The following is a 22,318-nucleotide window of genomic DNA, read 5'->3' as shown; positions in this document are numbered from 1 at the left end:
GTCGAAGGCGGTCTTGATCCGGTCAACAGTCTTGCTCGCAGCCTTCAGCCCTTAGCGAGTCCAGGTACTTCCGCTCGTGCTCGAGGCCGCGGTCGACGACGAGCTGCATCTCCGCCGACACGACCTCATTCGGCGCCGCCCACTCCCCCGCCGCGACGCCGAGGTCAAGCCGGGTCAGGTGGGCGCACTCCTGGTGGTGCGTGAGGTCGGTCGGACTGAGCACCCGCCGCCCGTCGAATCGCTGCATCGCCGTGCCTCCGATCGCCGTGCCTTCGATCGCCGTCGTCCGGCAGCCTGCTGTCCGCCCCTGCCGACCCCAGGGATAGCGGACGCCTCCGACACGAATCGGCGACCTCGGGCCGCCGTAGCAGGAGCGTCACTCGGACGGGCGACGTTGCTTACTCAGCGTCCAGCGCGGGCTCTTCGTCGTTCCCGCGCCGGCGGAGCGTGCGCCCGGCGATCCCGCTGCCAAGCTTGCCCGTGACCGACTTGGCCCGGCCGAAGGTCTCGTTCCCGAGGCGCCAGGACGCGTCGACGCCCTCCGCTCCGGTCTCCAGCACTTTGTCCCGGAACTCCGTGGCGGCCGACGTCCAGGCCCGCGCCTCCACCGACTGCCGATCCGTGTCGATCCCGAGCCGACCGTGGAAGTCGGTGACGGCGAGCACGACCTGCTCCCTCGCCCGCACGATGGCCGGCGACTGGAGGGGGTTCAGCAGCACCTTGGCGTTGGCCGTGCCCGCTGCCGCATCCATGCGGGTCAGCAATTCCTGGGTGGACTTCGTGATGGTCTCGAGACGCTTCTGCCGGACGGCCTTGAGCCCCAGGCGATGTCCGTCGAGATCGTCGGGGGCCACCTCCAGCACCCGGTCGAGTTCGAGCACGGCGATCGCGTCCTGCAGCTGGAAGCACCGGGCCAGGACGGCGAGCCAGTCCTGAGTCTTGGCCTCGGCCTTCTTCGCCGTCTCGGCGAGGTCACCGACCTTGGTGGTGCGCTCCAGCTTCTCGGCGAGCGCGTCGAGCTGACGCAGCGCGTACGCCTGGGTGCGCGCGATGGTCGCCGACGACCCCTGCACCTTCGACCACGTGACCTCGTTGACCCGGCCCCCGTGCTCGCGCAGGGTCATGGCCTCGTCGACGTCGAAGCCGACACCGATCATGTCCGCCAGGACGGCGTCCTCCTGGGCGCGGAGAACGTCGTCGAGCTTGGCGTCGATCGTGGCGAGATAGTCGGTGATCTCGTCCATGGTCTGCTGCATCGCGAGCTGCGCCATGAGCCCCGCCGCACCGGAGAGAACAGCCGGGTTCGTGGACAGCTGCGACACGGAGTCCTTCGCAAAACCGACGAGTCCGCCGACCTGCCCGTTGCCCTTGCCGGCCTTCACCACGGCGGTGCTGACACCGGACGCCGAGCTCTTCTTCAGCCCGTGCTTGTCGAGCAGGTGCTTGGACTCCTTTGTCAGCTCCACCCAACGACCCGCCATGTCCGCGATCTCGGGGTACGCCTGGGCGACCTGGGCGCCGACCTTGAACACGGCTCCGAGCCGAGGCAGTCCGAGATCCTTCGACGCCAGTCGCTCGGCGGCGAGGAAGAGGTCGACGGCAGTCGGATTCCCGATGACCGCCAGGCCATCGCCGTCACTGATCAGCTGAACGTCGGCATCCACCGTGGGCTCCTCGAACGCGGGTAGGGGGAACGCCCTGCGAGGAGGCAGACGAGTCGGGCTCTTCACAGGCGCCGGCCAGGCACTCACTGGCGGCTTGCGCGCGTTGCGATGCATCCTGACCGAGCGGAACGCCCCTGTGGCGCAACCTTCGCGGGGCAGTCCTCCGGACCGGGCGCACGTGCCTCACGGGTCCCGAGCGTCGCTGCTGTGTCGACCCGCACGGGGAGATGGCGTCGACACCCACGCTCGAGCGCGCCGGGTCCACCTCGCCGGCCGCGCCGGCGTCGGCGTCAGGCGAACAGGCCGCGGATGTCCTCAGCGGTCAGCGCCCCGGACAGCGCGCCGCCGTCGTCGTCCAGCACCCGGGCGAACAGGTCGCGCTTGCGCTCCTGCAGCGCCAGCACCTTCTGTTCGATGGTGTCCGCGGCGACCAGCCGGTAGACCATCACCGTCTTGTCCTGGCCGATCCGGTGGGTGCGGTCGACCGCCTGCGCCTCCGCCGCCGGGTTCCACCACGGGTCGAGCACGAACACGTAGTCGGCCTCGGTCAGGTTCAGTCCGAACCCGCCGGCCTTGAGGCTGATCAGGAACACCGGAGCCTGGCCGGCACGAAACGAGTCGATCATCCCCTGCCGGTCCCGCGTCTGCCCGTCGAGGTAGGCGTAGGTCAGCCCCGCGGCGTCCAGCCGCCCGCGCACGGTGCCCAGGAAGCCGGTGAACGAGCTGAAGACCAGCGCGCGGTGCCCCTCGGCGACCACCTCCTGCAGGTGCTCGAGAAACGCCTCGGCCTTGCTCGACCCGATGCCCGCGTAGGTGTCGTCCACCAGCGCCGGGTCGAGCGCGAGCTGCCGCAGGTGCGTGAGCGACCGGAACATGGTGAACCGGTTGGACTGAAGGTCGTCGACCAGGCCGAGCACCTTGCGGCGCTCCCGCTGCAGGTGGGTGTCGTAGACCTTGCGGTGCCTCGGGGTCAGAGCCACCTCGAGCACCTGCTCCTGCTTGGGCGGCAGCTCGGCGGCCACCTGCTCCTTGGTGCGGCGGCGCATCAGCGGCCGGATCCGCCGGCGCAGCGCGGCCAGCACCTCGGCGTCGCCGCCCCGCTCGATCGGCGTCCGGTAGTGCTCGGTGAACCGCTTCGGGCTGGGGAACAGCCCGGGCGCGACGATCGAGAGCATGGACCACAGGTCCATCAGGTTGTTCTCCACCGGGGTGCCGGTGATCGCCAGCTTGAACCGCGCGGGCAGCCGTCGCGCGGCGGCGTAGGTCTTGGCCTGGTGGTTCTTCACGAACTGCGCCTCGTCGAGCACCAGCCCGCTCCACGGCAGCGCGCGGTACTCGTCCTCGCCCAGCCGCAGCAGCGTGTACGAGGTGACGACCAGGTCGGCGCCCTCGACCGCCTCGGCCAGGGGCGTGCCGCGCTTGCGGCCGGTGGCCTCGACGGTCCGGACGACGAGGCCGGGCGCGAACCGGGCCGCCTCCCGCGCCCAGTTCGACACCACGCTGGTGGGTGCCACGACCAGCACCGGCGCGGTCAGCTCCCCGGCCTCCCGCGCCCGGCACACCAGCGCCAGGGTCTGCAGGGTCTTGCCCAGGCCCATGTCGTCGGCGAGCACACCACCGAGCCCGGCGTCCCAGAGCACCGACAGCCACTGGTAGCCCTGCAGCTGGTACGGGCGCAGTTGCGCGGCCAGCCCCGCGGGCGCCGCGGGGAGCGCCGCGTCGTCGACGTCGAGCAGCGTCCGGACGTCGCGCGCCCACCGCTCGCTCTGCTCGGCAACGACCCCGAGCTCGACCAGCTCGTCCCACAGCCCGGCCTGGTACCGGCTGATCCGCAGCCCCGGACCGTCGGCCTCCTGCAGCGCCTTCGCCTCGTCGATCAGCGTCCGCAGCCGGTCCAGCTCCGGGCGGCGGACGTCGAACAGGGTGCCGCTGGGCAGCAGCAGGAACTCCTCCCCCGCCGCCAGCGCCGCGAACAGCGGGGCGAACGGGATGTCCTCGCCGTCCACGGTGACCGTGACGCCGAGGTCGAACCAGTCGCCGTCCGTGCTCCCGCCGTCGGTGGCCGACACGGACACGACCGGGGCCGCCTCGGCCCGCCGGTAGTCCGGCGGCTGCCCGGTCATCTCGACGAGCACGCCGGCGTCGGCCAGCCGGGGCAGGAACTCGGTGGTCAGGACGGCGGCATCCACCCCCGACAGCTCGGCGACCGGCACCGGCCGCGGGTGCGCACCGACGTGCCAGATCCGCAGCAGCCGGTCCGGGGGCGCGGGCAGGGCGCGCAGCAGCCGGTCCTCCGCGGCGCCGTCGCGGCCGGCGTCCGGGCCGCCCGGAGCCAGGGGCACCCGCCGGAATTCGTCGCCCGTGCGGTAGAGCACCGACCAGGTGAGCCGGGCCCGGTGGCCGGGCGCGTGCTCGACGGACAGGCACAGCTGCGGCGGCAGCACCTCGGGCAGGTCCACCGAGCCGTCGGACGAGCGCACTGGCAGGGCACGGCGCAGCGCCGGGTAGAAGGAGGTGAGGAAGCGGGCGCGGTCGGCCGCGGGCACCCGCACGGGACCGCCGGTGACCAGCCGCTCCACCTGCCGCGGCACCCGCTGCACCGGGACGAGGGCCAGGCCGTCGGGCGGGACGAGCTCCTCCGGCAGCCCGTCGGTGCCGGGGAGGAGCGCGACGCCGTGCGGCGGGCTGCCGAGCAGCATCCCCGCCGGCGCCGGGACGCTGACGTCGGCGCCCAGGTCGACGACCGGTTCGACCCGCAGGCCGGCCTCGCCGTCGCGGCGCACGTCCACGGCGAGCGCGCCCGGCTCGGGGACCACCGAGACGGCGCCGCCGCGGGTGGTCAGGAGGGGCACGCCCGCGTCGACGGCGCGCTGGAGCGCGGGCCAGAGCTCCGGGCCGAACTCCTCGAGCCGCACCGGCACGTCGGCGGAGCCGTAGGACCAGCCGGAGCCGGAACCCTCGTCGGCCGCCCGGTGCGCCCGGTGCAGCCCCTGCAGCGCGTCGACGTGCGCCGGGTTGCGCTGCCCCGCCCAGTCGTAGGGCAGGGTCCGCCACGACACGCCCGTGCGGATCCAGCGGCCGTTCCGGCCGGGCACGACCGGGCGCAGCCGCACCGACACCTCAGCCGCGCCGGTGCGCCGGTTCCCCTTCTCGACGTCGAACTGCAGCGCGATCGGCGTGCCCGCGCCCGAACCGGCGGGCGGCGCGGGCTGCAGGTCGGCCAGCGCGAGCTCCCAGTCCGGCGTGCGGGGCGCCGCGGTCGGCGTCAGGGTCCGCCGGGCCGCAACGAGCAGCGCGGCGACGTGCTTGCAGTCGAGGCCGACCGGGCAGCTTCACTCCCCCCACCACCGGCGCTCGGCGCCGTCGTACTCGGCCACCGTGCGGTAGACCCGCCCCTGGCTGCCGGCCACCGCGCCCCCGACCTGGCCGGTCGCGCGGGAGAAGGAGACCTCCGAGACCCGGCCCTCGCGCGCGTACGCGGCTCCGCGAAGCCAGGCCTGGTCACCGACCGAGCGGCGGACGACCGCGTCGGTGAGCGCCGGTCTCAGCTCCTCCAGCACGCGGCCGAGGCTACGGCGGCCTGGGGACACGAGGACCGCTCGTCGCCAGTCGCCGAGGCCCGTCGGGCCGGCGGGCCGCAGTAGCGTCCGTCGGCGATGCCGTAGAGCAAGAAGCGAGCGAAGCCCCGCCGTCCGATGCAAAGACGGCCGCCGGAGACGGCGCTGATGGACGCCCTGCGCGACGGCGTCGCCTCCCCCACTCCCGGTCCCCTGCTCGGCGCCGTCGGCCTGCTGCCGTCCGTGGCCGCCGGGGCCGACGACCCCGGCGCCACGCTCGAGGACCACGTCCGGAGCCCGGCCGGCGTCGACCGGGTCGAGACGTCGGCCGCCCTGCTGGCGATCGCCACCCTCACCGTCGACGCCGAGCTGCGCCGGCGGGTGCGCCGCGGGACCGCCGACCGCGGGCACGTGAACCCCCGCTGGCTCGTCGAGCTCGACCGCACCGAGCCCGTCGACCGGGCGGTCGAGGTCAGCACGGTGTTCCGGGACGCCGACGATCCGCCGTCCGCGGCGCGCCCGTGCAGCGTCCGGGCTGAGCATTCCTGCCATGGCGGACAACCGGCATTCACCGGCCTCGCCTGTGGTCAGCGGGCACAGCGACAGCCGAGAGTCCTCCAGCAACGACTCCCAGCGGCCGCTTGCCGGCGCGAGCTCCTGGACGACCCACCGCTGCCGGCGGCCGCCGTCAGCCGCGGGGATCGTCCGGTCTACTGTCCACCAGCCTGATGACCTGCTGGGGGACGAGGGCGGCCGCGCTCTCAGCCGGTGACCGTCGCTGCGGGGCCCTCGCCGGGCCTCGCGGTCAGAACGTCCACTCCCAGCCACCCGAGCCGCCGAGCACCGACGGACGGTAGACGAGCGTGCCATTGGGTGCAGGCACGTCGAGCACGATCTGACCGGTGTACTGCTGGCCGGGACCCAACGAGTTCTGGGTGAACTCCTGACCGTCAGGCAGGCAGCCGTAGGTGGCCATCGTGTCGACGTTGTCCACGGTGATGCCGTCGGGTCCGATGAAGGCGAAGTCGTAGGAGCTGACGGAGAAGTAGCTGGCCATGTCGCTGTTGGCCAGTTCCGGCGCGGTGGCGAAGCGCAGCGAGACGGCGATGAGGTTGCCGTTCTCCGCCGGCGAGCCGTACTGCTCCCAGTCGTCGGTGCACTGGGCCGGAGCGATCGCGTCCACGGCGAAGGTGATGACCGGAGTATCCGTCGCTTCGTCGGTGATGCCGCCCTCTTCGCCGATGGCCTTCTCGATGTGGCCGCGGGCGTTGGTCTGCGGCCCGGTCGGGGTCGGCTCGGCGGACGTCGACTCGATCCCCTTCGGGGGCAGAGTCGGGCCGGCCTCGGCATCCTCGGTCACCTTGCCGCCGCAGCCGGCCAGGGCCACGGCGACCGCGGCACCCGCGGTCAGGGTGCGCAGTGTGCGGTTCATGGGACGTGCTCCTGTGCGCTCGTTCATCGACTCCCCGTGCGGGGTGGCGGCGGAACGGTACACACGCGCGGTAACGGTAAAGTCACACGACGCAACAGGACGTGCGCCTCGTCGTCGATGTCCAGTTGAGCGGCTGGGCAAGTTGATCACCGTGAAGCTGAATCCCGGTGCGTCGCAGAAGCCCCGGGAAAGACGGCGCACGCGCGTGAGCCCTGTGCAGGGGGCACATCCAGTTGCAGTCGCCGATCGAGATCAAAGAAGGCCTCTCGACCGACTACGAGCGGTCCAAGCTGCGCTAGCCAGTCGTACGGTCCGCGAGGTGTCGTGCCCCGGCCTCGCGGGACTACCGTCCGATGGTGGGTTCCGCGGACGACAGCAGCCCGACACGGGGGCGCCTGGCGCGGACGGCGCGGCTCGCCGCGCTGCCGGCCGCGTTCGCCGGGCGGACCGCGCTCGGGGTCGGCAAGCGGATCGGCGGGCGCCCCGCGGAGGCCGTCGCCGCGCAGGTGCAGCAGCGCACCGCCGAGCAGCTGTTCGCCACCCTCGGCCACCTCAAGGGCGGCGCGATGAAGGTCGGCCAAGCGCTGTCGGCCATGGAGTCCGCGCTGCCCGAGCAGCTCGCGGGCCCCTACCGCGACACGCTCGTCCGGCTGCAGGAGGCGGCGCCGGCCATGCCGACCGCACGGGTCCACGAGCAGCTGGAACGCTCGCTCGGCCGGGACTGGCGCCATGTCCTCCGCGACTTCGACGACCGACCGGTCGCCGCGGCCAGCATCGGGCAGGTGCACCGCGCCACCTGGCGCGACGGCACGCCGGTCGCCGTGAAGGTCCAGTACCCCGGCGCTGCCGAGGCGCTGGTCGCCGACCTCGGCAACCTGCAGGTCCTCACGCCCATCATGAAGGCGGCCGTGCCCGGTCTCGACGCCCGGCAGCTGTTCGCCGAGCTGCGGGAACGGCTCACCGAGGAAGCCGACTATCAGAAGGAAGCCCAGGCACAGCGAGACTTCGCCGACGGGTACCGCGGCGACCCGGACATCTACGTCCCGAACGTGCTCAGGGTCCAGCGCCTGGTACTGGTCTCCGAGTGGGTCGGGGGCACCCCCCTTTCGCGGGTCATCGCCGACGGTAGTCAGGACGACCGCAACCGCGCCGGCCAGCTGCTCGTCCGGCTGCTCGCCTCCGGCCCCGCCAGAGCCCACCGCGTGCACGGCGACCCACACCCCGGCAACTTCCGCCTCCTGCCCGACCGGAGGCTCGCCGTCCTCGACTTCGGCTCCACCCAGGCCATGCCGCACGGCTGGCCCGACCGGCTCGGCCCCCTGCTCGCCGCCGGTCGGGACGGCGACGCCGCCACCCTGCACCGCATCGCCGCCGGGCACCTCCTGCAGCCCGGCAGCGTGACGCCGCAGGCCCTGCTCGACCTGCTCGACCCCTACCTCCAGCCGCTGCGCACCCCGGAGTACCGGTTCACCCGCCGCTGGATGCAGGAGCAGACCCGCCGCGCCTCCGATCCGCTCAGCACGGCCGCCCGCACCCAGCGCCGGCTCACGATTCCCCCGCACTACCTGCTGCTGCAGCGGGTCGCCGCCGAGCTGACCGGCGTCCTGTGCTCGCTCGGCGCCACCGTCGCCGTGGATGCCGAGGTCCGACGGTGGCTGCCCGGCTACGACGGCGTCACCGGCAACCGCCCCTGACGGCGGGCACGACCGGACGGTTCGCGGGAGGGCTGTGCGCCGGCGCCGGTCTCGCTAGCGTCCTCGCACGGGGACCGGATCCGAAGGGGGAACACGATGCCGGTTCAGAACGCCACCATGCAGAAGGCCTCGTTGGACGCCGTCCCGCCGGACGTGCACGGCAGGATCAGCAAGCGCACGGCGCACCTCGACGGCGTGGACGTGACCCGCGTGACCTTCGACGTCGGCGCCCGCTGGTCCGCCGATCTCAAGGCCCACGCCGGTACGGACAGCTGCGAACTGCCGCACGTCGCCGTCGTGCAGGCCGGGACGCTGCACGTCGTCATGGACGACGGCAGCGAAGCGGACTTCTCGGCCGGCGACGTGATGCTCCTCCCGCCCGGGCACGACGCCTGGGCCGTCGGCGACGAGCCCTGCACCTTCGTCGAGTTCTCCCGAGGCAACGACTTCTACGCTCCCCGCTCCTGAGGGGGCCGCCGGATCCGGCGTCTGCATCCTCACCGCCGCCGGCAGCACGCCAGCGTGATGTCCACGGCCCGGCCGTTTCCCGCACCGGGCCGGGAGTCACGCTCGGACACAGAGTTCGGGACTTCCGGCACGGTCGTCCGCCGCCCCGGGGCGAGGACGCTCGGCCCGTGCGGCGACACCACGGCCGCGAGGCACGAGAGGAGCCGGGAGATGTACGCCCGTTCCACCATCCTGATGGTCTATCCCGCGTCGATGGACGAGGCCATCGCCTACATGGGCGACGAGGTCTGGCCGGCGATGCGCGACATGGACGGCTGCATCGGGCTGTCCATGATGTGCGACCGCGAGAGCGGCAAGTACATCGCCACCTCCGCCTGGGAGGACCGCCAAGCCATGCAGGCCAGCGACCAGCACGTCCACCCCATGCGCGAGGCGATGGTCGAGCGCTTCGGGGCCGGCGTCGGCGAGCCGGAGGTCCGCGAGTGGGAGATCGCCGTCCTGCACCGCGACCACCAGGCCCCCGACGGCGCCTGTTGCCGGATCACCTGGATCCGCACCGACCCCAGCCGGGCCGACCAGCTGCTCGACATGTACCGCGCCAACCTGATGCCGCGGCTCCAGGAGATGTCCGGCTTCTGCAGCCTCAGCATGCTGGTCGACCGCGACAGCGGCCGCGCCGTCGGCACGACCGTGTTCGCCAACCGCTCCGCCCTCGAGGGGTCCCGGGAGCAGGCCCGCATGCTGCGGGAGGAGAGCGTCAACACCATGGGCGTCGACATCCTCGACGTCGCGGAGATGGAACTCGTCTTCGCACACCTCCGGGTGCCCGAGACCGTCTGAGCTCCAGGCCCCAGAGCGCCCCGCCGGCGTGGACCCGCGCGCGACGGTCGCCGAGCAGGCCCGCTCGATCGCGGCGGCCTGGTCCCCGCCGGACGCCCCGCCCAGCTGGTGGCTGACCGCCGCGACGTTCACCGCCATCGCCGAGGACGACGAGCTGCTCGACCTGGCTGCGGCCATCCCCCTCGACCGACTCCCGCCGCTGCTGCTGAGCGCCGCGATGCGGTACCTGCTCGCTGACGAGCCCCTGGCCGCCTACTACCCGCGCCCCGGCGGCACCCAGCCACCGGAGGACGACGGCTTCCGCCCTGCGCTCCGAGCCTTCGCGCGGGCTCACGCCCCCGCGCTGGATGAGCTCTGCCGCCGGCACCGGTACCAGATGAACGAGGTCGGCCGCTGCCTCGACCTGCTCCCGGCCCTGGCCACGATCGCCGCCGACGACCCGCGGCCCCTCGCCCTGGTCGACCTCGGCACCGGCGCCGGCCTCACCCTGAACCTGGACCGCTACCGGTACACCTACCGTCTGCCCGACGGCGCCACGATCGACGCCGGCGACTCCCACTCCCCCGTGCACCTGTCCTGCACGGTCCGCGGTGCGAGCAAGCCGCCGGCCGAGCTCCCCGCCGTCGCGCACCGGCTCGGTGTCGACGTCGAGCCGCTCGACCTCACCGACCCCGGCACCGCGCGGTGGCTGGCCGCCTGCGTGCCGCCCGAGGCCGACGCCGTCACGCGGTTCGCCGCCGCCGTCGACGTGGCGAGAGAGCACCCCGCGCCGACCCTGCGCGGCGACCTCGTCGACGTCCTCCCCACCGTGGTCGACCAGGTCCCGAGCGACGCCCTGCTCTGCCTGGTCGACACCTACGTCCACGTGTTCCTGCCGCCGGAGCGCCTCGCCTCGTTTCGCGAGGCGAGTACCAACCTCGGCCGCGACGTCGAGTGGATCTCCGTCGACCCGCTGATTCCCCTGGGGCCGGCCGCGACCGGGACCGTGCAGGGACTCGACGTCCCGCCCGAGTGGCTGCGCGACAACCGGGACGGCGGCGTCTTCGGCGTGATCGGGCGGGTGAGCGTCCGGGATGGAAAGCGCCACCAAGCCGTGCTCGGCCGGGCGCACCCCGGCGCCGCCTGGCTGGAGTGGACCGCCACACCGTGCAGCAGCCGCTGACCGTCGGTCACGGCGCAAACGAACACTGACGGTCGGCGAGCGGCCCGATTGACGTCGTGAGACGGCCGCGAGGACCCTGTCGCCCGCACCCGCCCCTCCCTTCCCCTCAGCTCGGAGCGCAGCCATGTCCGCGAACCGCTACATCCGCCGTGCCCTGCTCCCGGGCGTCGCCCTCACCGCAGTGACCGTCCTCGCCGCACCGCCCGCGCTCGCCGCGCCACCCGTCCCCGCTCCCGTCCCCGTCCAGCAGCCGACCGTCGAGGTGACGCTCGACTCGGCCGAGATCGGCAGCGCCCCCGGGACCGTCGTAGTCACCGGCACGGTCACCTGCACCGAGCCCGTCGATGTGTTCGTCTTCGGGGACGTCGCCCAGGTGCAGGGCTACGACATCGCGCGCGACTTCTTCTTCGTGGACCCGGCCGTGCAGTGCGCCGGCACGCCCACGGAGTGGACGGCGACCTCCTTCGGGGCGCTCCGGGTGTTCCTGCCTCTGCCGACGACCTTCATCGTCAGCGCGCAGTACTGCCTCAGCGACGTGGTCTGCCTCACCGCCACGGCCAGCGAGACCCTCACGCTCCCCGCGCCCGCAGAAGCCGGATCGAGCGCCTGACGGCGTACCTCAGTCGGCAGCGGACCGGCGCATCGACCACATCTGCGCCGGCCGCTCGAACTGGGTCGCGACCTCCCAGCTCACCGCGCCGTTGACCACCTCGCGGCGGAAGTTGCCGACCGCCACCCGCGCCAGCTCCGGGTCCGCCGCGACCCGGGCGGCAAGCTCCAGCGCGCGGGACTCCACCGCACCGTCGTCCACGGCCTCCCACGCCAGCCCGAGCTCGGCAGCCCGGGCACCGTTGATCTCCTCGCCGAACAGCGCCATCGCCGCCGCGGCCTCGCGGCCGATCAGCCGGGACAGGATCACGAAGTGCCCGCCGCCCGGGTGCATCCCGCGCTTGAGGAAGCCGCACAGCAGGCGGGCGTCGGTCGCCACGATCCGCAGGTCGGTGGCCAGCAGCATGTTCATCCCGGCCCCCACCGCCGACCCGCGCACGGCGGCCACCGTGGGCACGCGAACCTGGCCCAGCCGGTAGAAGGAGTCGTAGATCGCCGACATGCCGTCGTAGGTGGCGGGCTCGGCCGGGTCACGGCCGGCGGCGGTCAGCGTCGCGACGTCCCCGCCGGCGCAGAACGACTTCCCGACGGCCTTCACCACCAGCGCCCCGACCTCCGGCCGCGCGTCCACCTCGTCGAACAGCCCGATCAACTCGCGGGCCATCTCCGGCGTCAGCGCGTTGCGGCGGTCCGGCGCGTTCAGCGTCACCACCGCGACGCCGCCGTCCACCTCGAGCAGCACCTCACCGGAACCGGAGCCAGCAGCCACGACGAACCCCCTCGCCAACGCGACCGGCCCCTCCGCCGGCCGATCCCCGAGAGGGCATCAGACCACGGAGGGGCCGGACGGACGTGCGCGAGGTCAGACCCCGGCAGGCACCCGATCAGTGGGCCGGCGGCGCGCAATCCGCGCGGCGCTGCGGGCCAGGCGGATCGGTCCGGTGTCCCACGGCTGCCGCGGCTCGGGAGCCGCAGCGGGCGCGGGGGCAGCGGCGGCGGCAGGGGGCGTCACGGCGGCCAGCCGCTCGGCGAGGAACGCCGCCTCGGCCGCCCGCTGGCGCGCCCGGATCGTCTCCTTCTGCCGATCGATCCGCTCCCGCTCGGCCATGAGGAGCAGCTCCTCCTTCTCGCGGGCCACCGTGCGCCGCGAGTCCTCCTCGAGCTCGGCGACCTCCAGGTCACCGGAGTCGCGGAGCGCCGCGAGCTTGTCGTAGGCCGACGGCGGGCCGAAGTTGAGCAGCAGCTTCATCAGCACCGGCAGCAGCTCGATGCACATGAACAGCAGCGACAGCATCGTCTTGGCCGCCCAGAGCGTGCCGTTGGACTCGCTGAGCCGGTCCAGCGCCTCCAGCCGCGCGAGGATCCCGCCGGACCCCTCGTTGGTCCCGTCGAACGACGACTGCAGCCGCGTCTGCTCGGCGGTCAGCCGCTCGTACTCGGCCCGGTCGGTCTCCAGCGACGTCGCGGCCTGCGCGGCCGACCGCCCCTCGGCGGACGACGCCGCAGCCACCGCCGCGTCCAGCTCGGACTTCGCCGAGGCCACCACCGCGGCCTGCGCGTCCGCGGCGGCGCGGGCCTGCTCGTACGCCGTCCCGGTGCCCGCGTCGCCGGTGCCACAGGTGCCGTCGAGCTCGCACTGCGCCTTGGCCTCGAGCTCCTGCTGGGTGGCCAGCGCCGCGTCATAAGCGGCCTGCTTGGCGGTCACGTCGTCGTGCACCGCGGCCAGCGCCGGGTCGCTCTCGCCCCCGGTCGCGACGATCTGCTCCTGGGTGGCGATCCTCTGCTGCAGCGCCGGCAGGCCGGCGAACCGCGCGTCGGTCTCGAGCGAGGTCCGGTAGGCGTCGGCCGCCTCGGCCTGCATCGTGACGATCTCGGTGTCGATCTCCTTGTGGAAGACCTGCAGCGTCAGCGGCGTCGCGACGACGACGCCGAGCACCAGCGCGAGCCCGACCCGCGGCACCGCCATCACCAGGTTGCGCTTGAGCGACGCGTCGTGCGCCATCCCGACCAGCAGCATCCGGTCGAGGTTGACGATGACCGCGCCCCAGCCCAGGCCGACGAGCAGCGCGAACGGCCACCACACGCCCAGTGCCATGTGGACGGCGAACGCCGCCGACAGCACCGCGAGCCCGCCCGTGCTCAGCAGGACACCGCCCAGCGCGACGAACTTCGGCCGCGCACCGGGCGCCGCCTCCAGCACGTCGGGGCGTGCGCCGCCCAGCACCGCCAGGCCGTTCCCGAACCGCTCGAGTCGAGCCATCCGGCGTCACCTCCGCGGCGACGGGGGGTCGAGGATCTGCCGTCGCCTCAGGTGGCTCATCGGCAGTCCCGTCACCCGGACGGACGGCGTCGTCACACGCGCCCCACCAGCGTCACGAGCGCCAGTTGCGCCGGTTCCACGCCCGGCGCAGGCTCGGGCTCCCCGTCGCCCGGAGCCGACATGCCCGCCCGCCGCCGCACCGCCGCGGCGCTGACGCTCGCCCTGCTCACCGCCGGCTGCACGGGCGCCGAGGCACCCCCGGCCCCCGCGCCCGCCGTCCTCGCCACGCTGGACCTAGCCGACGCCGTCGGTGCCGACGTCCGCCTGTACGACCTCGCGCCCGGTCCGGACGGCGCCCCGGTCGCCCTCGTCGGTGACGCGGACTCGAGCTGGCTGGTGCGGATCGCCCCCGGCGAGGACGGCCCGGCCGCAGCCACGGCGACACCCGTCCCCGCCGTCCCGCCGCGGTCCCGGCTCGCCGTCGCCCCCGACGGCACGGCGGTGATCGCCGGAGAGGACCTTGTGACCGTCCCGGTGCACGGCTCGCCGACCGTCACGCCCCTCGACGGCGGACCGCCCGACGCCGCCGTCCTCGACGGCTCGACGCTCTACCTGGCGGTCGACGGGCGCCTCGCCGCGGTCGACGTCAGTACCGGCGCCGTCGTCCGCACGGGCAAGGCGCCCGCCACCCGCCTCGCCCTCACGCCGCACGGCCTCGCCGCGCTGCTCACCGTCGACCGCCCGGCCGGCGGCACCGGCGCGGCGCTCGCCTTCTACGGCCCCGACCTGCGGCCCGACGGCGCACCGGTCGAGCTCGTGCCCGAGCGCCCCAGCTCCCCCGCCGCGCTGCAGGTCACCGCGGACGGCACCGCCGTCGCCACCGTGCACCTCGGCGCGGCCCGCGCCGTCGGGCGGGTGGTCACCGTCGTGGACGGCGAGCTGCGCACCTCCACCGACCTGGACGGCGCCGGCGACTCCGCCCTCGACCTCGCCGTCGCCCCGGACGGCCGCACCGCCTCGGTGCCGGCCGCCGACCTGCAGTACCCCGCCGAGCTGGTCACGGTCGACCTCGACTCCGGCGAGCGGGTCGGCGAGGTGAAGCTCTGCGACGGCACCGCCGTCCTCGGGGCGACCGCCCCCGCCGCCGACGGCCGGGCGGTCGCGGTCACCGGCGTGTGCATCGACGCCGACGGTCCGCAGGTCACCGCCTTCGTCGTCGGCTGAGCCGGGTCAGCGCAGGGCGGCGACGGTGCTGGCGAACGCTTCGTCCATGTCGTAGAGCGGCTCGTACGTGATGTGGACGACGTGCCCGTACTCCTGCAGGTGGTGGGTCTGGTACCGCGTGAACGCCTCGGGGTCGTCCACCTCCACGAGGATGTAGCCGCCCCAGCTGGTCCCCCACGTCTTGTGGTGGGTCACCCCGCTCTCCACCCCACCCCAGTTGCCGGACTTCGCGAACGACCGGAACGCCTCGGCCCAGGCCGCGTCGAGCTCGGCCTTGCTGACGCCGTCGCGGTAGGCGAAGCGGTGCAGGTACATCTGGGCCATCGGGTGCCTCCTCCGTCCCGGGGAGGGCCACTCACGTGACCCTGCCGTGGTCACGGTGCGAGCAGGCTCTCACCGGGTCGGGCACACCTGTAGGGGACGACGTCCCGCGCTCCCGCCTCGATGGCGAGAGATCACGGCGGGGACGTCACCGGCGGATGCATCGGCGCCGACGGCCCGCAGGTCACCGCCTCCCTCGTCGGCGAACCCGGGGACTCCGAGTCGCGATCATCGGGTCGACCTCGCCCGGTACGTCGGCGCCCGGCCACGTGCGTGGCACGCACCTGTCCGGACGTGCGACGCCGTGAACTCCGTAGCTCTTGATCCCGCTGTCGCTCGTAGGCCCACAGGGCATGCTCGAGCTCCGTTGAGCCCTTACCGAGCTCAACGGCCGTGGCGGTGACGATGTCTCGGGTCTCCTCGGCCGTGACTGTCGATCCAGGGCGTTGTGAACGGCCTGGATCACCCACCGGTCGGGCTTGACGCCCTCGTGGCCGAGCAACATCCCGAGATAGGACCACGTCACCCAGCCCAGGCCGGTCACTCCGGTGTACGCGCGCTTCTGGCCCTCATCGGCGGGACAGAGGTGCGCCGAGGAGGTGACTCCAACGTCCACGAGTCGTCCCGCCGCGCGGATGATCGCCGCTGCCTTCAGGATCCCAGCCGTCTGCTGATTACCGACCGCCCGTTGCATCTGCTGCACGTCCATGCCGGCCAGGGCGGGCAGGTCGTCCAGAGAACCCTCGCCGCGGAGCTCGCGGTACCTGGCCACCGCCCGGTGGACGCCGGTCGCGGGCAACTCGCGGCCACGCCACTCGCGGGCCGGTCTGCCGTACCGCGCTCGGATCGACATGACCGCGTCGATCAGAGCCACCTCGATCTCGCCGCGTCGACCACCCGGCCACTGAGTCCAGTTGTCCAGCAGGTGCGACACCACATATGTGCGCATCCGCTCGACATCGCCCGCCTGCACTGATTCAGTCCCCCAGGTCGAAGGCAGTGGCGAGTTGCTCCAGCGTGAAGCGGTTGCGCAGTTTGCAGGCGCTGTTCTGATTGGCGAACATGCCCTTCACCCAGTACGGCTCCGACCGCGGACGCGTCTGCTGCCAGGTCACCGGGACGATGTACTCACGGTGGTCTTCGCCGGTCGGAAGCGGTCCGTGCTGGTAGGCCGCCCGGAGCGGCTGATCAGCGAGCCGTACGGACTGACCGTCGACCTCGACGACCGCCTCTTCGAACGGCTGCGCCTCCCCGGTCACCGTCCCGACGCCGACATAGCCGACTCCGGGGATGCACGCGAACACGCGGCCACCGACCGGGAGCTTGCGCAGGGTCCGGGAGAACCACTCCCCACCGCCGGCCGAGACGAACCCGTAGCGCCGAGCGTCGTCCCAGTCCCGGTTGCCGCTCTCCTCGCCGAAACTGACGTACCAGTCGAGCTCGTTCCAGGGTTCACGCGTTCCGCCACGAGAGGTGCTACCCGTGCGCGGAGGCGTCCGCGCTTCGTCGATCAGCCAGGTCCGCGCCAGATAGGCGCGATCACCGTCGTCGAAGTAGCGGAAGAAGACGACGTTGACGGGAACCCCGAGATCGGTCAGATAACCGATGATCCGCTCTGTCGCCGGGTCCACGTCCCCGGCCACGATGGTCAGCCGGTGCCCTCCGTTGAGCTCCTCCGGGGCGTCCCCGCCGAAGGTCGCGGTCCACTCCTGCTCGAAGGCGACGCCGGGCTTGTAGGCCGTGAAGATCTCCAACACCTGGGCGTGGCTGAGCGTGCGCACCCACGAGCCGTAGTCGAGCACCTGGGCGACGACCTCGCGCGGAGTGCGGTCGCGCTTGAGCTCCAGGACGTGGAGGGCACCCTCGTCGTCCACTGCGAGGAGGTCGATGAAGGTCCCGTAGTCAGTCGGCACCTGCCTCCCGACGAGCAGGAGCGGGGTCCCGAGGATCGTGGGATCGGCCTCGATCATGGTCTCGAGCTGGGATTCGAGCGGAACCCCCGTGGCGGTGACCTTCACCGGCTTGCCGCCGTCCACTCGCCACAGGCCGACTTCCAGGGGCACGCGCGCCTCCCTCTCTCCGCCATCACGGTCTGTCAACGTCGAGGTGCGGTACCCGCGGGAGCCCGGGGACCGAACGCACGAGGGGGACACGATGGCGAGCCGCTACGACGCTCTGAAGGAGCACTTGACCAACGAGGAGAACTCGTCGCTGGCGATGACCTTCGATGACGTCGGGGGGATCGTCGGCGGCCTCCCACCGAGTGCCTCGCGGCACCGCGAGTGGTGGTCGAACGGCAGCCACAGCCACTCGACAGCCTGGACGGGGGCGGGCTGGCGGGTCTCCGAGGTGGACCTGCGCGGGCAGCGGGTCGTCTTCACCCGGTCATCGCCGGGCGCAACCGCCCTCCGCCGCCGTACACGTGCGACGCAACCGTTCGCACCGGGCCCCGTCGTGGACTTGGTGACAGCCTCCGTGCACTTCGCATGGTGCGCCGCCGGCCGCGTCCTGCTCGACGAGAGTGGAACCCCCGCCTTCCCGTCCCTGCCTGAGACGCCAGGGCTGTACCGGCTGGACTTCACCCGGACCGGGCCGGAACGACCCCGGATCTACGTGGGCGAGGCCGCGGACCTCCGACGCCGGGCGAACGGCTACCGGACTCCCGGCCATGCGCAACAGACGAACCTGCGGGTCAATGCACTCCTCCGCGACCACATCGGCAGTGGTGACGCGGTGGAGCTCTCGATCGCGACGGAGGCCGTGGCGCGCGTTGGCCAGGGGCCGGATCGACCGCTCGATCTCACCCGCAAGGCCAACCGACTGCTGGCCGAGAACGCCGCACTCCTGGCCCTTCACGACTCAGGAGCCGTCGACATCGAGAACCTGGGCTGACGGAGACCGGCGAACGGGCCTTCGTCGTCGGCTGAGCGGGTCGCGGTTGCGGGCTGCCTACGCTGGTCGCCGTGCTCGCGCTGGTCGTGACGGTCGTCTTCAGCATCACGGTCCTGGTCGGCACCACGCTCGGCGGTCGGTACAGCGTCGCCCCGCCCGTGCTGCTCATCGTCTTCGGCACGCTGCTGGGCCTGGTTCCGCTCCTCGGCGAGGTCGAGCTCGAGCCGGACGTCGTCCTGCTGCTGTTCCTCCCCGCGATCCTCTACTGGGAGAGCCTGAACACCAGCCTGCGCGAGATCCGGGCCAACCTGCGGGTGATCGTGCTGTCCGCCGTCGCGCTGGTCATCGCGTCGATGGCGGCCGTCTCCTACGCCGCCCAGGCCCTCGGCATGGACGCCCGCGCCGCGTGGGTGCTCGGCGCCGTCCTGGCCCCCACCGACGCGGCGGCCGTCGCCGGGCTGGCCAAGCGCATGCCCCGGCGCACCCTCACCACGCTGCGCGCGGAGAGCCTCATCAACGACGGCACCGCGCTGGTCCTCTTCGCCGTCGCGGTCGCGGTGGCCACCGGCGCCGCCGAGCCCGGGCTGGTCGACGTCGGCGCCCGGTTCCTCGGCTCCTACGCCGGAGGCATCGCCGCCGGGCTGCTCGTCGGCGCGGCCGTCATCGTGGTCCGCCGCCGGCTCGACGACCCGCTGCGCGAGGGGGCGCTCAGCGTCGTCACGCCGTTCGCCGCGTTCCTGCTCGCCGAGCTCGTCCACGCCAGCGGGGTCGTCGCCGTGGTGACGGCCGGCCTGCTGCTCACCCACGCCGGCCCGCGGATCATCCGCGCCCGCTCCCGCGTGCAGGCCTACGCCTTCTGGGACCTCTCCACCTTCCTGGTCAACGGCTCGCTCTTCGTGCTGGTCGGTGTGCAGATCCCCGGGGTCGTCCGCGACCTCGAGGACGGCCAGCGCGCTCGCGCCGTGCTCTTCGCGCTGGCCGTGACCGCCGTCGTGGTGCTCACCCGGCTGGTCTGGGTGCTCGCCGTCCCCTACGTCATCCGCGCCCTCGACCGCCGCCCGGCGCAGCGGCTGCGCCGGGTCCCGTGGCGGGCGCGGGTGGCGTCGGGCTGGGCCGGCTTCCGCGGCGCGGTCTCCCTCGCCGCCGCGCTGGCCGTGCCCGCCGCCGTCGGCGCGGACGAGCCGTTCCCCGACCGCGACCTCATCGTCTTCACCACGGCGATCGTCATCCTGCTGACCATCGTCGTGCAGGGGACGACGCTGCCGGCCGTCGTCCGCTGGGCCCGGCTGCCCGAGGACACCGCCCGCGGCGAGGAGCTCCGCCTGGCCCGCACCCGGGCCACCGAGGCCGCCCTCGACGCCCTCCCCCGCGTCGCCGAGCGGCTCGGGGTGGACGGCGACCTGCTCGACCGGGTCCGAACCGAGCACCAGCAGCACGCCCGCGACCTGGAGGTCGAGTTCTCCCCCGACGGCGACGGCGGCGCCGACGAGCGGGAGCTCGATCGGCGGCTGCGGCTCGGCCTGCTCCAGCACAAGCGGCAGGCGGTCATCGCGCTGCGCGACGCGGGCGAGATCGACGACATCGTGCTGCGGGAGGTCCAGGCCTCGCTGGACATCGAGGAGGTCCGGCTGCTCGGTCCCGCTGCCGCCGACTGACCAGCCGCCGGGGGCGGGAGCCGGAGATCAGCGCGGCGGTCGCCAGGCGGGGTCGCGGCCGGTGAGGCCCAGTAGCCGGTGCAGCGGTGGGGCGTCGTCCGGCACCGGCACCGGCGGCCCGAACAAGCCCGGCTGCACCGGCCCCGCGGCGACCTGCTCGGCGAATCCCGTGCACGCCTCGATCGACGACTCGTCGGCCGCGTAGTCCTGGCCGGTGGCGACGGCGAGGTCCCAGCCGTGCACCAGCACCTCGTCCAGCGCCACGGCCGCCGCGACCGCCGCCGGCATGGTCACGCCACCGGCGTCGGCGGTGCCCTCCCACGCCTGCGGACGCCGCCACGCGGCCACCAGGGCGTCGAGCTGCGCCGGGATACGGGTGCGCCAGTCCGGCGCCAGGTTCTCCGCCGAGGGCACCGGGGCGCCGGGCAGCGGCGTCTTCTCCGCCGCCATCCGGAACGCGAGGGTCAACCCCGCCAGGTGGTCCAGCAGGCCGGCCACCGGGATGTCGGACGGCGTCGGGGCGTCGAGCTGGTCGTCCCGGACGCCGGCCACGACCCGCTTCACGACCTCCGCCTGAGGACCGAGGTCCAGCTGCGTCATTCGCATGCAGGAGTGACCGGCGCGCGCCTCGGAACTCAGCGGTCCCGACCGTCGGTAGTCGTACGATGACGGTTCGTCGACCAGGGAGATCCCTCGCCCCATGGCCCACGTGCCGCCGGACCGCCGGCCCACTGCCCGCTTCCGCCGCATCGGGCGCGCGCAACCCAGCTGGTCGCCGGACGACCCCTGGATCCCCGACCCGCGGTACGCCGCGGACGACGCCGGCACGACCGGCCCGTACGCATCCGCGCCCGAGACCGAGCGCCCGCGGCGCCGGCCGTGGCAGCGGGACGTGCCCGCGCCCCGCGACCGCCCGGAGCGCCCCGAGGGGACGTCCCGGTCCCGCCGCCGGCTCGCCCGCCGCGTCGGCAAGGTGCTCGCCGTCGTCGCCGTCGTCCAGGCGCTGGTGATCCTCTCCCTGCGCTGGATCGACCCGCCGACCACCGCCTTCATGGCCGCCAACCCGGGCGACGTGATCCAGCAGTCGGTGCCGATCGAGCACGTCTCGCGCAACTTCCTGGCCGCGGTCATCGCCCACGAGGACGCCGAGCTGCCCTACCGCTCCGGCGCCTTCGAGTGGGGCGAGCTCATGGACCGCGCCACGGCCCACCTCTCCGGCGAGGAGGACCCGACGGGCTCGACGATCCCGCAGCAGGTCGCCAAGAACCTGTTCTTGAACCAGGAGATGAGTGCCTGGCGCAAGGCGGTCGAGGCGGGCCTGTCCATGGAGGTCGCCTACGCGCTCGACACCCGCCGGATCCTCGAGCTCTACGTCAACTACGCCCAGTTCGGGCCGGCGCTCTACGGCGTCTGCGCGGCCAGCTGGTACTACTTCGACACCCCGCCGCAGGAGCTCCCGGTCGAGCAGGCCGTGCAGATCGTCGGCCTGCTCCCCTCCCCCGGCCACGTCCGCCGCGCGCCCGGCGGCGGCCTGGACTTCGACGTCGCGGACGGCCTGGGCTGGCTGTCCCGCTCGCACGTCGTCAACGCGCAGAACCGGGTGCCCCGGCACATCGAGCGCCTGGGGTTCAAGCCGGTCGAGGCCCTCGGCGTGACCGGCCTGGCCGCCGACCAGCCGGCGTCGGACGACGACTGCTCGACACGTCCGCAGGAGGTGGCCGACCTGATCGCCGCGGAGGGCACCGCCTGACCCATTGCCCCTCCGACCGCCGGACGGCATGGTGAGCGCGATCACACTGCCCGACCGGGAGGAGCGGCCGCTTGTACGCGCGATCCACCAACGTCCGAGGCAATCCAGACAGCATCGGGGACGGCGTCCGGTACCTGCGTGAGGAGGTGCTCCCGAAGGTCTCGCAGGCGGAGGGCTGCGTCGGCATGTCCGTGCTCGCCGACCACGACGGCGGCCGCTGCATCATGACGACGTCCTGGGCCGACGAACGGGCGCTGCGCGCCACCGCCGAGGAGGACCGCTCGATCCAGGAGCGGCTCGTGCAGACCGTGGGCGGCACGCACGCCGACGTCGCGCAGTGGGAGATCGCCATCCTGCACCGTGAGCGCCCGGCCGGGGACGGCGCCGGCGCGCAGGTCTCCTGGGCCCGCATCCCGAACAACCACCTCGACGACCTGCTCGCCGCCTATCGCAGCAACCTGATGCCCAAGCTCCAGGAGCTGCCCGGCTTCTGCAGCCTGAGCATGCTGGTCGACCGGAAGCAGGGCCGGACTGTGAGCGTCACGAGCTTCGAGACCCGCGAGGCCCTCGACCTGGTGCGCCGGCACGCGCGGTCGCTGCGCGAGCAGTTCGCCCGCGCGATGGGCGCCAAGATCGTCGACGTCGCCGAGATGGACCTCGCCATCGCCCACCTGCGGGCGCCCGAGACCGTCTGACCGCACCGCCGGGCCGGGAGGACCTTCTCCGCGGATGGTCGTGGGGTGGCCCCCCTGGGGGGGGGCTCCCCCCCCCCCCGGGGCCGACCCCCACC

At 73.4% G+C, this 22,318-nt stretch carries 21 protein-coding genes; 11 read left to right on the top strand and 10 right to left on the bottom strand.

The window, feature by feature from the left end:
* Nucleotides 1-22 precede the first annotated feature (22 nt).
* From ACI79D_RS09795 to ACI79D_RS09780, 4 genes are all read right to left on the bottom strand, one after another.
* Nucleotides 23-247 (bottom strand): hypothetical protein, encoded by a 225-nt coding sequence (locus ACI79D_RS09795; RefSeq protein WP_456918183.1) that lies wholly within the window; start codon nt 245-247, stop codon nt 23-25.
* A 151-nt stretch (nt 248-398) separates the two neighbouring features.
* Nucleotides 399-1,664: a hypothetical protein gene (locus tag ACI79D_RS09790; protein WP_456918182.1), complete on the bottom strand. Its 1,266-nt coding sequence runs from the start codon at nt 1,662-1,664 to the stop codon at nt 399-401.
* 290 nt (nt 1,665-1,954) lie between these two features.
* The gene (locus ACI79D_RS09785) at nt 1,955-4,723 is read right to left on the bottom strand and encodes an SNF2-related protein (protein ID WP_456918181.1); all 2,769 of its coding nucleotides are present in this window, start codon (nt 4,721-4,723) and stop codon (nt 1,955-1,957) included.
* A 273-nt stretch (nt 4,724-4,996) separates the two neighbouring features.
* On the bottom strand, nt 4,997-5,224 hold the full coding sequence (locus ACI79D_RS09780; protein ID WP_456918180.1) for a hypothetical protein: 228 nt from the start codon (nt 5,222-5,224) through the stop codon (nt 4,997-4,999).
* Nucleotides 5,225-5,389: 165 nt separating this feature from the next.
* Between ACI79D_RS09780 and ACI79D_RS09775 the strand changes: the two genes are divergently transcribed.
* Nucleotides 5,390-5,950 carry a hypothetical protein gene (locus ACI79D_RS09775; protein ID WP_456918179.1) on the top strand — a complete coding sequence of 187 codons (561 nt, stop codon included), beginning with the start codon at nt 5,390-5,392 and terminating at the stop codon, nt 5,948-5,950.
* A 76-nt stretch (nt 5,951-6,026) separates the two neighbouring features.
* Here the strand turns inward: ACI79D_RS09775 and ACI79D_RS09770 are convergent, their stop codons facing one another.
* Entirely contained in the window at nt 6,027-6,653 is a 627-nt protein-coding gene (locus tag ACI79D_RS09770) for a hypothetical protein (RefSeq protein WP_456918178.1), read from the bottom strand.
* Nucleotides 6,654-7,009: 356 nt separating this feature from the next.
* Between ACI79D_RS09770 and ACI79D_RS09765 the strand changes: the two genes are divergently transcribed.
* The 5 genes from ACI79D_RS09765 to ACI79D_RS09745 all read left to right on the top strand — a co-directional run bounded on the left by ACI79D_RS09765 (nt 7,010) and on the right by ACI79D_RS09745 (nt 11,427).
* A complete protein-coding gene (locus ACI79D_RS09765; RefSeq protein ID WP_456918177.1) occupies nt 7,010-8,347 on the top strand; it encodes an ABC1 kinase family protein in 1,338 nt (445 codons plus the stop codon).
* A 96-nt stretch (nt 8,348-8,443) separates the two neighbouring features.
* Nucleotides 8,444-8,815, top strand: coding sequence for a cupin domain-containing protein (locus ACI79D_RS09760; RefSeq protein ID WP_456918176.1), 372 nt, complete (start codon nt 8,444-8,446; stop codon nt 8,813-8,815).
* A gap of 210 nt (nt 8,816-9,025) precedes the next feature.
* A complete protein-coding gene (locus ACI79D_RS09755; protein ID WP_456918175.1) occupies nt 9,026-9,655 on the top strand; it encodes an antibiotic biosynthesis monooxygenase in 630 nt (209 codons plus the stop codon).
* A 28-nt stretch (nt 9,656-9,683) separates the two neighbouring features.
* On the top strand, nt 9,684-10,817 hold the full coding sequence (locus ACI79D_RS09750; protein WP_456918174.1) for a DUF2332 domain-containing protein: 1,134 nt from the start codon (nt 9,684-9,686) through the stop codon (nt 10,815-10,817).
* A 124-nt stretch (nt 10,818-10,941) separates the two neighbouring features.
* Nucleotides 10,942-11,427: a hypothetical protein gene (locus tag ACI79D_RS09745; protein ID WP_456918173.1), complete on the top strand. Its 486-nt coding sequence runs from the start codon at nt 10,942-10,944 to the stop codon at nt 11,425-11,427.
* 9 nt (nt 11,428-11,436) lie between these two features.
* Here the strand turns inward: ACI79D_RS09745 and ACI79D_RS09740 are convergent, their stop codons facing one another.
* Both ACI79D_RS09740 and ACI79D_RS09735 read right to left on the bottom strand, forming a co-directional pair.
* Nucleotides 11,437-12,195 carry an enoyl-CoA hydratase/isomerase family protein gene (locus ACI79D_RS09740; RefSeq protein ID WP_456918172.1) on the bottom strand — a complete coding sequence of 253 codons (759 nt, stop codon included), beginning with the start codon at nt 12,193-12,195 and terminating at the stop codon, nt 11,437-11,439.
* A gap of 93 nt (nt 12,196-12,288) precedes the next feature.
* Nucleotides 12,289-13,686 (bottom strand): DUF4407 domain-containing protein, encoded by a 1,398-nt coding sequence (locus tag ACI79D_RS09735; RefSeq protein WP_456918171.1) that lies wholly within the window; start codon nt 13,684-13,686, stop codon nt 12,289-12,291.
* 180 nt (nt 13,687-13,866) lie between these two features.
* On the opposite strand from ACI79D_RS09735, the gene ACI79D_RS09730 reads away from it, so the two are divergent.
* Entirely contained in the window at nt 13,867-14,910 is a 1,044-nt protein-coding gene (locus tag ACI79D_RS09730) for a hypothetical protein (protein ID WP_456918170.1), read from the top strand.
* A gap of 6 nt (nt 14,911-14,916) precedes the next feature.
* Here ACI79D_RS09730 and ACI79D_RS09725 read toward each other — a convergent pair whose 3' ends face one another.
* Together ACI79D_RS09725 and ACI79D_RS09720 are read right to left on the bottom strand one after the other, a co-directional pair.
* Nucleotides 14,917-15,234, bottom strand: coding sequence for a DUF3303 domain-containing protein (locus ACI79D_RS09725; protein WP_456918169.1), 318 nt, complete (start codon nt 15,232-15,234; stop codon nt 14,917-14,919).
* Nucleotides 15,235-16,208: 974 nt separating this feature from the next.
* Nucleotides 16,209-17,294 carry an endonuclease NucS domain-containing protein gene (locus ACI79D_RS09720; protein ID WP_456918168.1) on the bottom strand — a complete coding sequence of 362 codons (1,086 nt, stop codon included), beginning with the start codon at nt 17,292-17,294 and terminating at the stop codon, nt 16,209-16,211.
* A 91-nt stretch (nt 17,295-17,385) separates the two neighbouring features.
* Here ACI79D_RS09720 and ACI79D_RS09715 point away from each other — a divergent pair, with 91 nt between their 5' ends.
* Together ACI79D_RS09715 and ACI79D_RS09710 are read left to right on the top strand one after the other, a co-directional pair.
* Nucleotides 17,386-18,123 (top strand): DUF7662 domain-containing protein, encoded by a 738-nt coding sequence (locus ACI79D_RS09715; protein ID WP_456918167.1) that lies wholly within the window; start codon nt 17,386-17,388, stop codon nt 18,121-18,123.
* A 71-nt stretch (nt 18,124-18,194) separates the two neighbouring features.
* Nucleotides 18,195-19,778 (top strand): Na+/H+ antiporter, encoded by a 1,584-nt coding sequence (locus ACI79D_RS09710; RefSeq protein ID WP_456918166.1) that lies wholly within the window; start codon nt 18,195-18,197, stop codon nt 19,776-19,778.
* Between the two features lie 27 nt (nt 19,779-19,805).
* Here ACI79D_RS09710 and ACI79D_RS09705 read toward each other — a convergent pair whose 3' ends face one another.
* A complete protein-coding gene (locus tag ACI79D_RS09705; protein ID WP_456918165.1) occupies nt 19,806-20,378 on the bottom strand; it encodes a TIGR03086 family metal-binding protein in 573 nt (190 codons plus the stop codon).
* A 100-nt stretch (nt 20,379-20,478) separates the two neighbouring features.
* Between ACI79D_RS09705 and ACI79D_RS09700 the strand changes: the two genes are divergently transcribed.
* Together ACI79D_RS09700 and ACI79D_RS09695 are read left to right on the top strand one after the other, a co-directional pair.
* A complete protein-coding gene (locus tag ACI79D_RS09700; protein WP_456918164.1) occupies nt 20,479-21,528 on the top strand; it encodes a transglycosylase domain-containing protein in 1,050 nt (349 codons plus the stop codon).
* Between the two features lie 71 nt (nt 21,529-21,599).
* Nucleotides 21,600-22,223 (top strand): hypothetical protein, encoded by a 624-nt coding sequence (locus ACI79D_RS09695; protein ID WP_456918163.1) that lies wholly within the window; start codon nt 21,600-21,602, stop codon nt 22,221-22,223.
* Nucleotides 22,224-22,318 lie beyond the last annotated feature (95 nt).

This window comes from Geodermatophilus sp. SYSU D00708, assembly GCF_054050115.1.
This window is presented reverse-complemented; position numbering and strand designations above follow the sequence as displayed.